This window comes from Rhodococcus sp. (in: high G+C Gram-positive bacteria) (genome assembly GCF_049286785.1).
Taxonomy (GTDB): domain Bacteria; phylum Actinomycetota; class Actinomycetes; order Mycobacteriales; family Mycobacteriaceae; genus Rhodococcus_F.
Map to the genome: position 1 here is coordinate 1 of NZ_JBAQEO010000130.1, position 15127 is coordinate 15127.

The 15127-nt window shown below is 64.4% G+C and carries 14 protein-coding genes; 2 read left to right on the forward strand and 12 right to left on the reverse strand.

The window, feature by feature from the left end:
- The first annotated feature begins 68 nt into the window (after positions 1–68).
- On the forward strand, positions 69–2018 hold the full coding sequence (locus WAW17_RS05190; RefSeq protein WP_422331937.1) for a M13 family metallopeptidase: 1950 nt from the start codon (positions 69–71) through the stop codon (positions 2016–2018).
- Positions 2019–2021: 3 nt separating this feature from the next.
- On the opposite strand, the gene WAW17_RS05195 is transcribed toward WAW17_RS05190, so the two are convergent.
- From WAW17_RS05195 to WAW17_RS05240, 10 genes are all read right to left on the reverse strand, one after another.
- On the reverse strand, positions 2022–3086 hold the full coding sequence (locus WAW17_RS05195) for an ABC transporter ATP-binding protein (RefSeq protein WP_422331938.1): 1065 nt from the start codon (positions 3084–3086) through the stop codon (positions 2022–2024).
- A gap of 28 nt (positions 3087–3114) precedes the next feature.
- Positions 3115–4437, reverse strand: a complete 1323-nt coding sequence (locus tag WAW17_RS05200; RefSeq protein ID WP_422331939.1) for an ABC transporter substrate-binding protein — start codon at positions 4435–4437, stop codon at positions 3115–3117.
- 19 nt (positions 4438–4456) lie between these two features.
- Positions 4457–5311, reverse strand: coding sequence for a carbohydrate ABC transporter permease (locus WAW17_RS05205; protein ID WP_422331952.1), 855 nt, complete (start codon positions 5309–5311; stop codon positions 4457–4459).
- Positions 5312–5325: 14 nt separating this feature from the next.
- Complete coding sequence (locus WAW17_RS05210; RefSeq protein ID WP_422331940.1) at positions 5326–6258, reverse strand: carbohydrate ABC transporter permease; 933 nt, start codon at positions 6256–6258, stop codon at positions 5326–5328.
- A gap of 86 nt (positions 6259–6344) precedes the next feature.
- Entirely contained in the window at positions 6345–7253 is a 909-nt protein-coding gene (locus WAW17_RS05215) for a L,D-transpeptidase (protein WP_422331941.1), read from the reverse strand.
- 133 nt (positions 7254–7386) lie between these two features.
- Positions 7387–9069, reverse strand: coding sequence for an FAD-dependent oxidoreductase (locus tag WAW17_RS05220; RefSeq protein ID WP_422331942.1), 1683 nt, complete (start codon positions 9067–9069; stop codon positions 7387–7389).
- Between the two features lie 98 nt (positions 9070–9167).
- Positions 9168–9389, reverse strand: coding sequence for a dodecin (locus WAW17_RS05225; protein ID WP_422331943.1), 222 nt, complete (start codon positions 9387–9389; stop codon positions 9168–9170).
- Between the two features lie 64 nt (positions 9390–9453).
- Positions 9454–9966: a DUF6764 family protein gene (locus WAW17_RS05230; protein WP_422331944.1), complete on the reverse strand. Its 513-nt coding sequence runs from the start codon at positions 9964–9966 to the stop codon at positions 9454–9456.
- A gap of 61 nt (positions 9967–10027) precedes the next feature.
- Positions 10028–11056 (reverse strand): non-homologous end-joining DNA ligase, encoded by a 1029-nt coding sequence (gene ligD, locus WAW17_RS05235; protein WP_422331945.1) that lies wholly within the window; start codon positions 11054–11056, stop codon positions 10028–10030.
- Entirely contained in the window at positions 11057–12100 is a 1044-nt protein-coding gene (locus tag WAW17_RS05240; RefSeq protein ID WP_422331946.1) for an ATP-dependent DNA ligase, read from the reverse strand.
- A gap of 111 nt (positions 12101–12211) precedes the next feature.
- Between WAW17_RS05240 and lppU the strand changes: the two genes are divergently transcribed.
- Positions 12212–12784 (forward strand): LppU family putative lipoprotein, encoded by a 573-nt coding sequence (lppU, locus tag WAW17_RS05245; protein ID WP_422331947.1) that lies wholly within the window; start codon positions 12212–12214, stop codon positions 12782–12784.
- 7 nt (positions 12785–12791) lie between these two features.
- Here lppU and WAW17_RS05250 read toward each other — a convergent pair whose 3' ends face one another.
- Together WAW17_RS05250 and WAW17_RS05255 are read right to left on the reverse strand one after the other, a co-directional pair.
- Positions 12792–13868, reverse strand: a complete 1077-nt coding sequence (locus WAW17_RS05250) for a magnesium and cobalt transport protein CorA (RefSeq protein ID WP_422331948.1) — start codon at positions 13866–13868, stop codon at positions 12792–12794.
- Positions 13869–14190: 322 nt separating this feature from the next.
- Positions 14191–15033 (reverse strand): LuxR C-terminal-related transcriptional regulator, encoded by an 843-nt coding sequence (locus WAW17_RS05255; RefSeq protein ID WP_422331949.1) that lies wholly within the window; start codon positions 15031–15033, stop codon positions 14191–14193.
- Positions 15034–15127: the final 94 nt, after the last annotated feature.

The window sequence follows — 15127 nt, forward strand, 5'->3', positions numbered from 1 at the left end:
GCAGTCGGACGGCTATCTGGCGGCGATCAATCTGGGTATCGACGTCTGAAGGGTGTAATCATGGAGAAATGACGACGGCTCAGCGCTCAGGCATCGACCTCACCCACCTCGACACCGGCACCCGTCCGCAGGACGACCTGTTCGTCCACGTCAACGGCGGCTGGATCGACACTTACGAGATTCCCGCCGACCGGGCCATCGACGGCGCGTTCCGGACGCTTTACGACAGGGCGGAGGTCGATGTCCAGAACATCATCGAGGAGGCTGCCGAGTCCGGTGCCGCAGAAGGCACGGATGCGCAGAAAATCGGTGATCTGTACGCCGGCTTCATGGACGCGGAGTCTGTGGAGAACGCGGGCCTGACACCGATCGCGGAGGAACTCGCCGCCGTCGCCGGGGCCGCCGACCGGTCTGCCCTCGCTGCGGTACTCGGCAGGCTGCAGCGGACGGGTGTCGGCGGCGCCGTCGGCCACTATGTGGATACGGACGCCAAGAATTCCGAGCGGTACCTGGTGCACTTCACCCAGTCGGGAATCGGCCTGCCGGACGAGTCGTACTACCGCCAGGACGAGCACGCGGAGATCCGCGCGGCGTACCGGGCGCACATCGCGAAGATGTTCGAGCTGGCCGATATTTCGTACGACGCGGCGAAGGTCTTCGATCTCGAGACGAAGATCGCGGCCGGCCACTGGGACGTGGTCAAACGCCGCGATGCCGAACTCAGCTACAACCTGGTGACTCTCGACGAGCTGCCCACCGGCCTCGACTGGCCGGCGTGGATCGAGGCGCTGGGCGGTACCACGGAGCAGTTCGCGGAGATCGTGGTCCGTCAGCCCGACTTCCTCACCACCCTCACCGGTTTGTGGACATCGGAAGACCTGGACACGTGGAAGGCGTGGGCCACATGGAACGTCGTTCGGTCACGGGCGCCGTATCTGACTGCGGCGCTCGTCGACCAGAACTTCGAGTTCTACGGAAAGACGCTGACGGGCGCCGAAGAGAACCGTGAGCGGTGGAAGCGCGGCGTGTCGCTGGTGCAGGACCTCCTGGGTGAGGCTGTCGGCAGACTCTACGTCGAACGCCACTTCCCCGCGGACGCGAAGGCCCGCATGCAGGAGCTCGTCGCCAACCTGCAGGAGGCGTACCGGCGCAATATCGCGGACCTCGAATGGATGAGCCCCGCGACCCGGGAAGCGGCGCTGCGGAAGCTCGAGAAGTTCACGCCGAAGATCGGCTACCCCGACAAGTGGCGCGACTACTCGGCCGTCACCATCTCCCGTGGCGATCTGATCGGCAACTACCGGAGTGGCTACGCGGCCGAGTACGACCGCGATCTCGCCAAGCTCGGTGGTCCTGTCGATCGTGACGAGTGGTTCATGACGCCGCAGACGGTCAACGCGTACTACAACCCGGGAATGAACGAAATCGTCTTTCCCGCAGCCATTCTGCAGCCCCCGTTCTTCGATGCTGCAGCCGACGACGCCGCCAACTACGGCGGGATCGGTGCGGTCATCGGCCATGAGATCGGACACGGGTTCGACGACCAGGGCGCCAAGTACGACGGGGACGGCAACATGGTCGATTGGTGGACCGACGACGACCGCAGCGAGTTCGGCAAACGCACCAAGGCTCTCATCGAGCAGTACAACGAGTTCGAGCCGAAGGCTCTGCCTGGGCACAAGGTCAACGGCGAGTTCACCATCGGGGAAAACATCGGGGATCTCGGCGGGTTGTCCATTGCACTCGTCGCGTACCGGATCGCCACCGGGGACAAGGAACCGCCGGTTCTCGACGGTCTCACCGGACTTCAGCGGGTGTTTTTCGGATGGTCGCAGGTGTGGCGGGCGAAGGCGCGGGACGCCGAGGCCCTACGCCGGCTGGCGGTGGACCCGCACTCGCCGCCGGAGTTCCGGTGCAACGGTGTGGTCCGCAACCTCGATACGTTCCACGAAGCCTTCGACGTCCAGCCCGGTGACGCGCTCTACCTGGACCCCGACCAGCGCGTCAGGATCTGGTAGCCGCTAACGCAGACGGACACCCGTCGCCGCGGAGAAGAAATACACCGCACCCGGTTCGGGTCGCAGGTGCAGTTCCTCTCCCGCGGCGACGCTGCGTGTACGGTCCACCCGTACCACCACCCTGCCCGTCGGTCCTGCCGCGTACACGAACGACTCCGCGCCGAGTTCCTCGAGTATGTCTGCAGTGACCGTATAGGAATCGTTGCGCCACGCCCCCACCAGCGTCCACGACTCCGGACGCACCCCGACAACCACATGGCTCTCGTTGGTTGCGGACAGCGGCAACGGGATTCGCAGATCACCCAACTCCGCGGCACCCTCCCGGACCGGAACCTCCATCAGATTCATTCCGGGCGAACCGATGAACCCAGCCACGAACGTGTTGACCGGGTCATCGTAGAGGTCACGGGGCGGGGCGATCTGCTGCAGCTGCCCGTCCTTCATGACCGCGACCCGGTCGCCCATCGTCATGGCCTCCACCTGATCGTGGGTGACGTAGACGGTGGTGGTGCCGAGCCGGCGCTGCAGACCCGCGATCTGCGAGCGCGTGCTCACCCGCAGCGTGGCGTCGAGATTGCTGAGCGGTTCATCCATGCAGAACACGGCGGGCCGGCGCACGATCGCGCGTCCCATCGCCACCCGCTGCCGCTGACCGCCGGACAGTGTGGACGGCTTGCGGTCGAGCAGCGGTTCGAGTTCGAGCATCCGGGCGGCCACGAGAACCCGTTCGGTGCGCTCGGCCTTTCCGACCCCGGCGTTCCGGAGCGCGAAGCTCATGTTGTCGGCCACCGTCATGTTGGGATACAGCGCGTAACTCTGGAACACCATGGCCACGTCGCGTGCTCTCGGCGGCAGCGTGGTCACATCGGCGCCGCCGATCTCGATCCGGCCGGCCTCGACCGATTCGAGACCGGCCAGCATCCGCAGGCTGGTCGACTTTCCGCATCCGGACGGGCCGACGAGGACGATGAACTCGCCATCGGCGATATCGAGGTCCAAGCGGTCGACCGCAGGCCGATCATCTCCGGGATATCGGTGGGTCACACCCGCGAATTGCACGTTGGCCATGAGAGGTTCCCTATTTCTACTGAGACGCCTACTGGGGCAATTTCGGCGAGATCTGTCGGTCGATGATCTGCTGGAGTTGGGTGTTGACACCGGCGAACGCTGTGGTGACGTCGGCGTTCTGCAGCGCGATCTGCTCGAGCCCGGTGCCGATGATCTGGTCGCCGCCGGGCACGAAGACCCGGGCATAGTCCTGCGACCGGGTCTTCGCCAGCTGATCGACTGCGGTGCGCGCGTGGGGATTCGCCTCGAGGAACGCCTTCATGCTCGGGTCCTCCACCGCAGACTTGCGCACCGGCATGTAGCCGACGTTCTGCGAGAAGTAGGCCGTGTTCTCACCGTTGGTGATGAAGTCGATGAACTTCAGCGCGTTCTTCTTGCGCTCGTCCGAGATCTTCGACGGAATGGCCAGTCCAGCGCCGCCCGTAGGGCAGCCCGGTGCACCCGATGTGGGCAGGAAGGCGGTCCCGAAGTCGAACGTGGCGTTCTTGGTGATGCCCGAGAGGTCGCCGGTCGACGCAATGGTGGAGGCGAGAATTCCCGCCCCGAACTCGTTGGCGATGTCGCTCGAGACAGCCGCGTACTTCTTGCCGAAGATCATGCTCTTCAGGAAATTGCCTGCAGCGATGGTCTTCTCGTCGTCGAACTTCAGATCCCACCGGTCGGAATATGCTCCACCGAAAGTCCAGACGGGACCTTCGAAGGTCCACCCCAGGTAGTTCTTCGCGTCGCCCCAGCCGTGAGCCAGCTTGCCGCTTCCCATCACGCGCTGCAGTTCCGGTCCCCACTCGTCGAACTCCTGCCAGGTGGCCGGACCGCGGTCGGGCAGGCCCGCCTGCGACCAGACCTGCTTGTTGTAGTAGAACAGCGGGGTGGACCGCGCGTACGGAAGCGCGAAGTGCTTGTCCTGGAACAGGTAATCGGCAAGGAGCGAGTCGACGTAGTCGGACGAGTCGACCCCCACCTCGGCGAACAGAGAATCGAGGGGCTCGATGGCACCGGTCAGTGCGTAGTTGAACCACCACACGTCGGAGAGCACCACGACGTCCGGCAACTCACCTCCGGACAGTGCCGCATTGAACTTCTGAGACACCTCCTCGTAGTTCTTGCCGCCGTCGACGAGATCGACTCTGAGATCGGGGTATTCGACCTGGAACCGCTTGATCAGTTCCCTCTCCACCTCCTGCGACTTGCCGGGGTGGTTGGACCAGAACGTGATGGTATTCGCATCACCGGACGCGCTCGAGGTTCCCGAGGACGAACCGGAACCCGAGCCTGCACACGCCGTGAGGGCCGCACCGGCAGCCACGGCTCCGGCCAGTCCGAGGAACCCTCGACGATTGATGTGGACCATTTGTTCTCCTGTATCCGGACTATCCCTTGACCGCACCCGATGTGAGGCCCTTGATCATGTGCTTTTGCAGCACAAGGAAAACCACGAGGATCGGCAGCATGGTGAGCACCGTCCCCGCCATGACCGGGCCCCAGTTGGTGAGCCCGTCGTTGTTCTGCAGTTGAGTCAGACCGATCGGTAACGGTGCCACCGAGGAATCGTCCGACATGAGGAAGGGCCAGAGGTATTCGTTCCACTCGTTGACCACTGTGATGATCGCGAACGCCACCATCGTGGGTCCCGATACCGGTAGCACCACTCGCCACAGCAACGTGAAGTGGCCGGCGCCGTCCATCCGTGCCGCCTCGATGATTTCCGCGGGGATGGACAGAAAATGGTTGCGCATCAAGAATGTTCCGAATGCAACCCCGGCCAGAGGAATAATGATGCCCTGGAACGAGTTTCGCCATCCCCATTCGGCAACGAGCGCGTAGTTGGAGATCACCGTGATTTGATTCGGCACCATCAGGGCGGCGATGATACCGAGGAACACGAGGTTCTTGCCGGGGAAGCGCAGGAACACCAGACCGTAGGCACTGAGGACACCGAGTGTGAATTTGACGGCCGCCAGCGCGCCGGTGATGATCAGGGAATTCCGAAGAAAGGTCCAGAACGGCACCGAAGTGGTGGCTTCCGCATAGTTCTCCGGGTGAAAGACACTCGGCCACCAGGTGACCGGCAGGGTGTAGATGTCCGGACGCGCCTTGAACGACGTCATCACGATCCAGTACAGCGGCAATGCCACCATCAACAGGACACCTGCCATGGCGAGGTACCCGAGCGCCTTGACCAGCAGTTGCCGCCGCCGGTGGTCGCGGGCGGTGTGCGGGACCACCGGTACCACTGCCTTCACCGTGCGTCCCCTCGATCCATGATCCGTACCTGGTAGACGGTGATGCCCAGCAGGACCAGGAACATGATGGTGGCCACCGTGGCGCCGTAGCCGGCACGGAAATTCCGGAACGACTCGTTGTAGACCTGGTACACCATGGTCGTCGTACCGGCGCCGAGCGGACCGCCCCGCGTCATCACATTGATGATGTCGAACACCTGAAAGGAATTCAGCATCACCGTGATCGAGAGAAAGTAGGTGGTGGGCCGAAGCTGGGGAAACACCACCCGTCGGAATGCCGTCCATCCACTCGCCCCGTCGATCTCTGCGGCCTCCGACAACTCCTTGCGCGTACCCTGCAGCGCCGCAAGGTAGATGACGAAGGTGTAGCCGATGTTCTTCCACATGTAGGTGACCGTCACCATGAAGAGTGCCCAGTGCGGATCCTGGTAGAAGTCAGGCGCCTCGTCGATGCCGACTCGGTGCAGCAGGTCCTGGATCAGTCCGAAGCTGGGATCGAACACGAACTGGAACGCCACGCCCACCGCGGCACCGGAGATGACGAACGGTGCGAAGATCGCCGATCGAACCAGGTTGCGTCCGTGCAGCTTACGGTCGAGCAACAGCGCCAGAGCGAGACCGATCACCATCGATCCGAGGACCGTCGCGATCGTGAACACCACCGTGTTGCCGACGATCTGCAAAGTATCGCTGCGACTCCACCATTCGCGGTAGTTGTCGAAGCCGATGTAAGTGGCGACGGGGTCGGCGATATTCCAGTCGAAGAACGACAGTCGAATGTTGTCGACCAGGGGACGGTAGGTGAACAGGACCAGCAGGACCAGGTTGGGACCCACCAGCGCCAGAAACAGCGCGTAGTCCCGCCACGGTCGCCCGAATAACCCTTTGGCGTCCGCTCGGGGCAGGGTTCGTTCCGGACTCGATCTCACTGCGGCAGTCTGACGACCGATTACGAATGGTCGGTAAATAGCCGTAGCCCGCACATTGAACTGTGCGGGCTACGGTAGGGCTGATGTCAGCGGTTCCAGTCTCCGAGACCGTCGGAGCCGCTCAGAACACCACCGGCGGTATTCTGGACGATCACCGGATCACCCTTCTTGGAGTTCTCGTAGAACCACTTGGCGTCTTCCGTGCTGACGTTGAGGCAGCCATGGCTGACGTTGCTGTACCCCTGCTGGTTCACCGACCACGGCGCGGCGTGGACGAAGATGCCGCTGTACGACATCCGCGTCGCGTACTCCACGTAGGTTCGGTAACCCTCGGGAGAGTCGACCGGGACGCCGTAGGTGGAGGAGTCCATGTACATGTCACGGAACTTCTCGCCGACGATGTAGGTGCCGTTAGGCGTCTCGTGATCGACCTTGCCCATCGAAGTGGGCATCGTCCTCACCACCTCACCGTTGCGGGTGACCGTGATCTGCTTGGTGTTGTCATCCGCGGTGGCCACCAGGGCATCGCCGATGGTGAACGTCGAGTGCGAGTCCCCCGCATCGACGGTGACCTGGGTATCGGCCGGCCAGAACTCGGTGGGCTTCCACCGCACCTGGCTGTCACTGATCCAGTAGAAACCGCCCTCGACCGGAGGGTTGCTCGTGATGTCGATGGCACGTTCCGCGGCGGCGCGGTCACCGATCGACTCGTTGAATCGGATGATGATCGGCTGCGCGACACCCACGACCTCGCCTTGGCCGGGGTTCACGGACGGCGCGGAGAAGTTTGCCGGTGCAGGCAACGGTTCGGGAACAGGGACGTTCTCGGTGCCCGGGGTCGAAAGGCTCGGAATCTCCGGTCCACCGGGGAAGAGCGGCACGGCCTGCACAGGTCCCACGAGCGCCGTTCCGGTGAGAACGGCCCCGGCGACGGAGATTGCGAAGCGCGAAGACCAGCGCTTTCTCCTCGCAGTACAGATTCCTGACTTGCCCATATCACTACTCTCGTTCGACGACGTGTATCTGACGCGCGTCCCCGACGGACTACCAATCGCGCCTAGCCATTAACACACATCATCGAGCAGGGAGCAATTTCCCGGCTATCGTTGCCGGTCTGCGGCCTGAGGGTCACGAATCGGTTGCGCGGACCGCGGCCAGCATGCTTTCGATGCTGATGAGTTTGGTCCGGGTGCGGCCGCTCTCCTTGCCGGCAGCCCGTTCGGTCTTGTCGATCCGCTGCCACCCCTGGAAGTCGACCGCGTCCGGAACACGCTCACTCAGCAGAGTGTCGAGACCGCCACGATCGGCAGGCGCCTGCAGTCTGCCTGCGCAGAAGTCGTCGATCAGCATCGTCACCGTCTCGGCGGAGCAGTACTTGTTGGTGCCGATCACACCGGTGGGCCCACGCTTGATCCAGCCGGCCACATAGACACCGGGAACCGGGGCGCCGGTCTCCGGATCGATCACCCGGCCGTTCTCGTTGGGGATCACTCCGCGCCCGGCATCGAACGGAAGGTCGGCCACCGGCTGACCGCGATACCCGATCGACCGCAGTACCAGCCCGGTGTCGAGCGTCTCGACCACGCCGGACGGCTTTGCACTCAACACACCCGACGCGTCGGCGACCATCTCGTTGTGCGAGATCCGGATGGACTCGACCTGCCCGTCGCCGAGAATCTCCACCGGTGACGCCAGAAAACGCAGCACGATGCGCTTGTTCGCCGGATCAGGGGCGTGCTTCGCGAATCCCTCCACCTGTTCGACCTTGAGACGCTCCCACGGTTCCGCCGAATCACCGTCGATGAAAGCCCTGCTGGCGGGATCGAGTACCGCTTCTTCTGGATCGACCACGACATCCACCCCCGGCAGCCTGCCGAGAGCCATGAGCTCGGGATTGGTGTAGGCCGCCTGCGCGGGGCCACGACGGCCCAGGACGACCACCTCGCGGATGTTGCTGGACCGGAGCGCCTCGAGCGCATGGTCCGCGATGTCGGTCTTCGCCAGGACGTCCGGATCGGTAACCAGGATCCGTGCCACGTCGAGTGCGACGTTGCCGTTGCCGACGATCACGGCGCGCTCGCCGGACAGATCGAAGGTGCGGTTCGCATAGTCGGGATGCCCGTTGTACCAGGCCACGAACTCGGTGGCCGCATGGCTGCCGACCAGATCTTCGCCGGGGATCCCCAGCTTCCGGTCGCCGGCCGCACCCACGGCATAGATGACGGCATGGTGGTGCGCGAGCAGTTCCTCATGCCTGACGTCGCTGCCCACCTCCACGTTGAAGTGGCAGTGCACGCTGCGCTTGCCGACCGCGGAGCGGAACTGATCGGTGACGCCCTTCGTCCCCGGATGATCAGGGGCGACGCCCGCGCGAACCAGGCCGTACGGGGTAGGCAGACGATCGAACATGTCGACCTCGATGCGTGGCTTCGCGGTGAGTTCCATCGCGGCATAGCAGGCCGCCGGGCCGGAGCCCACGATCGCCACGTGCAGCGTTCCGAGTGCCGGATCGATCGACGGCATCTTCCGGGGTTCGGGCCAATCGGGACCGATGGGATGCTTGGTGTAGTACCTCGCATTGATGTCGAGATAGGGCGCGTCGACTTCTTCGAGATCGTTCTCGGCGTAGATTGCCTCCACCGGGCACTCCTCGACGCACGCGCCGCAGTCGATGCAGGTGTCCGGATCGATGTACAGCATTTCCGTCGTCGCGAACTGCGGCTCGTCCGGTGTGGGATGAATGCAGTTGACCGGACACACATCGACGCACGATGCATCGTTGCAGCACGGCTGCGTAATCACATAAGCCACGGTTCTCCCCTACTTCGAGCACGCACAGTACGACATCGAAAAACGTGGACTCAGAGTATTACGCGTTTCAATTCTGCGCGAGAAGCCCCGGCCCGGATTCACATCTCGTCACCGGATTCCACTCGGAAACCTACCTTCAGGGTCACCTGGTAGTGCGCGATCGCGCCATCCACGATATGGCCCCTCGTGCCCACCACCTCGAACCACTCGAGATTACGAATCGTCTGGTTGGCACGGGTGACGGCGTTCACGATGGCAGCATCGGTGCCCTCGGGGGACGAGCCGACGATCTCCACGATCCGGTAGATGTGATCACTCATGTGATTCCTTCCGACGCCCTCGACTGTGACTCACGACACCATACGATGCCGAGTCGTTCGGGGGTCACGGAAGCTGCAACACCGTTACACCGTCGGTGATGCAGGCCCGGGCCGCGAAGAAGAGGATCGCCAGCGACGGTCCACCGCCACACACCACATTCGCCGGATCGGCCGCGAGTGCGTAGCCGTCCGGTCCGCTCAGTACCAGCGCAGGCCCCGCGTGGTCGCTCGTGGCGATCGCGACGCTGTCCTGCCCCACCGCAACGGCCGCGACCTCGGCTCGGCGGGCTTCTGCCGCGCCGACACCTCCCCCAAGGCCCGCACCGAAGGCCGCACCCGAGTGGGACGCTTCGGCAAATCCGACCCCGTTCTCGCCGTGAGCGGCGGAGTTGCTGCTCGGATCGGCCTTCGCGCGGCACGCGGTAGGGGCAACGATGGACGTCAGGTCGCGGCCAGGCGGAGACACACAGGAGAGCGACGCAGCGGACGCGGCCGGCGTTGCCGTCGATACAGCTCCGAAAGCTGTCGCGACGACACCGAGTACCAGTCCGACGGTACCGGCTGTCGAACGTTTCATGCTGACCTCACAACCATTTTCACTCGACCCCGGACCGGTCCGAGCTTACTTCGGAAGGCGGCTACTTTCGGTCACGGTCGCGACTCGGTTGGACCCGTTTGGGTTCGCCCGGCATCTTCGGATAGTTGGGGGGATACGGCAGATCCGCGAGACCGTTCGCGGCGTCGCGTTCGGCCATGTCCAGTAGGACGTCCAGCGAGTGCGCCACATCTCCCAGCGTGGACATGGGATCGCCACGCCGCTCGAGGAGGGCGGGAACGGTGGCGATGGTCAGGTCGTCGGGTTCGACGTCGGCCAGTTCCTCCCACGTCACCGGGGTGGATACCGTGGCGATCGGGGTCTTGCGCGCCGAGTAGGCGGAGGCGATCGTCTTGTCCCGTGCGTTCTGGTTGTAGTCGAGGAAGATGCGTTCGCCGCGCTCCTCCTTCCACCACGACGTGGTGGCGCGGTCGCCGCTGCGCCGCTCGATCTCCCGGGCCAGTGCGATCCCCGCGCGGCGCACCTCGATGAAATCCCACTGCGGTTCGATGTGGAGGTAGACGTGCAGTCCACGTCCACCCGACGTCTTGGGGAAACCGATCAGTCCCAGTTCGTCGAGAAGTGGGCGCACCACCTCGAGCGCGACGGCACGGGCGTCGTCGAATTCGGTCCCGGGTTGCGGGTCGAGGTCGATCCGCAGCTGGTCGGGGTGGTCGACGTCGGGGCAGCGGACAGCCCAGGGGTGGAAGGTGATGCTGCCGAGGTTCGCGGCCCACACGATGTCGGCGGCGCTGCGGACGCGGAGCACGTCCGCTTTCCTTCCCGACGGGAAGGCCACCTCGCACGAGTCCACATGGTCGGGGCGTTTCGCCGGGACCCGCTTCTGATAGATCTCCTCGCCCGCGATTCCGTCCGGGAATCGTTGCAGGTGAGTCGGCCGGTCGTGGAGCGCGCGCAGCAGGGCACCGTTCGCCGCCACCGATCGGTAGTACTCGACCAGGTGCCTCTTGGTGCCGCCGTCGGCACCGAGTTCCGGATAGTAGATCTTGTCGGGATTCGACAGTCGCACCGCGACGCCGTCGACATCGAGTTCTTCGGCTTTGCCTGCCATCTAGGAGCCTCCGGCCAGGACGTCGGCGAGGTCGTATCGCACCGGAACCTCCAACTGTTCGAACGTGCATTCATCGGGTGCCCGGTCGGGACGCCACCGCAGGAAGCGGGCGGCGTGCCGGAACCTGGTGCCCTCCATCTGGTCGTAGGCCACCTCCACCACGCGTTCCGGCCGGAGCGGGACCCAGCTCCGGTCGTTTCCCGACCGCCAGCGGGTGGGTTCGCCCTCCGCGACGACGTCCTCGCCGACCCGGAGTTGTTCGAGTTCGGCGAGCAATTCGATTCGCCTCGCCGCGGTGAAGGCGGAGGCACCGCCGACCATCGCGAGCTGATCGCCGTCGTACAACCCGAGGAGCATCGACCCGATACCCGGCTGACTCTTGTGGGGCCGGTAGCCGATCACCACACAGTCCGCGGTGCGCGCGTGCTTCACCTTCACCATCTCGCGTTTGTTCGGCAGGTACGGTCCCGCGAGTTTCTTCGCCACCACACCGTCGAGACCCGCACCCTCGAAGGTCCGGAACCACTCGGTGGCCTGCTCACTCGATTCGGTGGCCGCGGTGACATGGCAGCTGGGACCGCCACCTACGTGCTCGATCAGGTTGTCGCGCCGTACCGAGAAATGCTCCCGGGTCAGGTCCGTGTCACCCAGGGCGAGCAGGCCGAAGGCGACGAACTGCGACGGCGTCCGGTCCGACAGCAGCTTCACCCGGCTGTCCGCAGGATGGATCCGCTCCGACAGCGAATCCCAGTCCAGTCGTGTGTGCCCGTCGATCGTGCGGGGCACCACGAGTTCACCGTCCACCACACAACGATCCGGTAACTCCTCCCGCGCGGAGCGCACCATCTCGGGAAAGTACCTGGCCAGATCCTTCCCACCACGGGATCCGAGAACCACGTCGTCACCGTCGCGGAAGATGATGACCCGAAAGCCGTCCCATTTCGGTTCGTAGGACCAGACGAGCCCGGAGTCGGGCTGGACGGGGACGGCCGACGCGGCCTTCGCCAGCATCGGCTGCACCGGAGGCATGACGGGGAGTTCCACCAGTCCATATTGACACCGCAATTGGTAAATGGTGCGGCGATGTAATCAAATGATGCGCGGCAGACGATCGCGGAAGACTGCCGATCGCGGGAAGACGACGGAGGGCTCACCATGGCAGGACTTGTTCGGCGACTGTGTACCACTGCGGTGGCGCTGTCCGCGGCGGCTGTTCTCGTCGCAGGATGCGGTTCGAGCGTCACGCCGACCGCGGTCCCGGAGTCTTCCGGTGCCACGCCCACCGCGATCGACAGCCGGGACGAGCGGGATGTCGGCGACATCGACTTCCAGGTCGAGATCGGCCAGTGCGTCCAACTCGGCGGCACCGTCGACGACGCCGAGATCGAGAAGGCCGCGTGTGGGAGCGCCGAGTCCAACTACAAGGTGATCGGCAAGGCAGCGCAGAACAGCCAGTGCGTGACGGACGCCGACTCGTACTACTACGAAACGTTCGGCGGCGTCGAGCAGGGTGCGATCTGCCTCGATGTCGACTGGGTGGTCGGTGGCTGCATGGACCTCGGAGGCGAAGACCCGGTGCGGATCGACTGCGGTGCCACCACCGCCGTGGACGCCGTGAAGGTGACGCAGATCGTGGAGGGCGCATCGTCCGTGGACGCGTGCAGCACATCCGTCAAGGCCTACGAGTACGAAGAGCGTCAGTTCGTGGTCTGCGTGGACGAGCAGTGACGGCCGGTCACAGCCAGCCGCGACGTTTGAAAATCGTGTACAGGCCCGCACAGGTGAGCACCATGAGCGACAACGCGAACGGGTAGCCACCCACCCAATGCAGTTCCGGGATGTGATCGAAGTTCATCCCGTACACGGTGCCGATCAGTGTGGGCGCGAACAGGATCGCCGCCCACGCCGACACCTTCTTGATTTCTTCGTTCTGGGCGTAGCTGGCGTGGGTGAGATTGCGCATCTCCTCGTTCTGTTCCTGTGACACCAGCGTCGCGTTGACAGTCAGGATGTTACCGAGCAGCTGACGGAATCCATCCGCGCGCTCGACGACGACGGTCGCGTGGTCGGTGACGTCACGGAGATAGCGCTGCAACTCCTCGTCGGTGTCGTACTTCTCGAAACCCGCCGACAACCCGTCCAGCATCCCGAGTAGTGGCCTTGTCGCCCTCTGGAATTCGATGACCTCGCGAGTGAGTTCGTAGATGCGCCGCGAGACCCCGGGCGCACCGCTGAACACTTCGGTCTCGATCTCGTCGATGTCGTTCTGCAGCCCGGCCACCACCGGCGCATACCCGTCGACCACTGCGTCGAGGATGGCGTAGAGAACGGCTTCGGGTCCGAGCCTCAACAGGTCCGGGTTGCCCTCCATGCGTGTGCGCACCGCCGACAGGTCGGGGGATTCGCTGTGCCGGACCGTGAGCACGAAGGTGGGACCGCAGAACACATGCAGCTCACCGAATTCGACACGTTCGGTGTCGTCGCAGTACCGGGCGGCGCGCAGCACCACGAAGAGGGTGTCGCCGTAGCGCTCGAGCTTGGGCCGCTGATGGGCTGCGATGGCATCCTCGACGGCCAGTTCGTGCAGATCGAATTGTTCAGCAGCCGCATACAACTGGCCGGCATTGGGACGGTACATCCCGATCCAGGCCATCGACGAGGTGTCGGGCAGGCTCTCGAGTGCATCGGACAGGGTTGCCGGTGTGGTGATTCGCGCGCCGTCCCGGTATACGGCGCTGTCGACCACGGTTGCTTCCGCGGGGCTCGCTTCGGACGCACTTCGGAGGGAACGGATCTGACGCAGCTCAGGCATGGCAGTGCTTTCGTGGGAAGAGTGTGAACAGCGCAGCGGGCGCTGGGTGGACCAGATTTCAGCTGGTACTCGGAGGTTGGCTACTCATCGCAAGCCACACCTCCTCTTCCCTCGTTCAACAACGCACGACACAATACTCCACGCCATCTGCGCCGACAACCTGCGATGATGCCATGTGGAGGTTGGCCGGCACCGTCCATCCTCCCGTCCCCCCGCGGCCTGACCCGATGTCACATCGGTCTACTTACACCGAACGGATGTCACACTGGGCGAACAGCGCTGGGGCACTGGGCGAACGGCGCTGGGGAACCGGCGAGTGAAACTACGGGAGCAATCCCTGCCGCCGCGCCTCGACGACCGCTTCGTGTCGGCTGGCGGCGTCGAGTTTGCCCATCACGTTGCGCATGTACGACTTGATGGTTTCGACACTGAGCGAGAGGCGTTCCGCGATTTCGGCGTTGCGGCAGCCGAGAGCAGCGTAGGCCAGCACGTCGCGTTCGCGGCGGGACAGCGTGACCGTCGCCTCGGTTGTGCCTTCTCGTGTCGCCAGGCTTCGCAGCTTCTTTTCCACCGCCTGCACTTGCGCGCCGAGGGCGTCGTCGCCGAGTCGGTCGGCGATTACCCGGAGTGCCAGATAGCTCTCGGTGATTCCCTCCGAGATACGGGCGTCCCGGTGCACGTCCGCGGTATCGAGCAGCCCGAGCCGGCGGTCCACTTCGTCGCGAATCTCGACCTCCCGCGCGAGCGCCGCGGCGGATCGGACGACGGTATCCGTGACGACATCACCGAGGGGAAGGTTGGCGCGCAATCCTCCGTACAGGGTGCCGCGGGTGCGTCCCTTCACCACCACCGGGACCGCGAGCAGGGTTTCGATCCCCTCCTTGCCCACCTCGTAGTCGTACTCGTGCGTGATGTGGCGGGAGTTCGAATAGTCCTGCACGCCCACCGGCCGCTGCTCGACGACGGCCCGGCCACCCGCGCCGCGTTCGGCGTCGATCACCAGGTCACGCAGGATTGTGCTGCGGGTGCCCACGAACCCCGACAGGGTGAGTGTGCTGCCTTCGACGGTTCCGCCGAACAGAACGGGAAGCGCGGTCTTCTGCCGCAGGGAACGCAGTTCCGCGCGCAACGCGTCCTGGTCGCTCGGTCTGAAGGTCTTGTCCACTGACACTCTCGTCTCGCTGATTACCCACTTCAGAGGGTAGCGGGGCGAAACCGGGTGGCTCTAACGTCAGGTGAGGCGTGTAGCGCCGGTCACA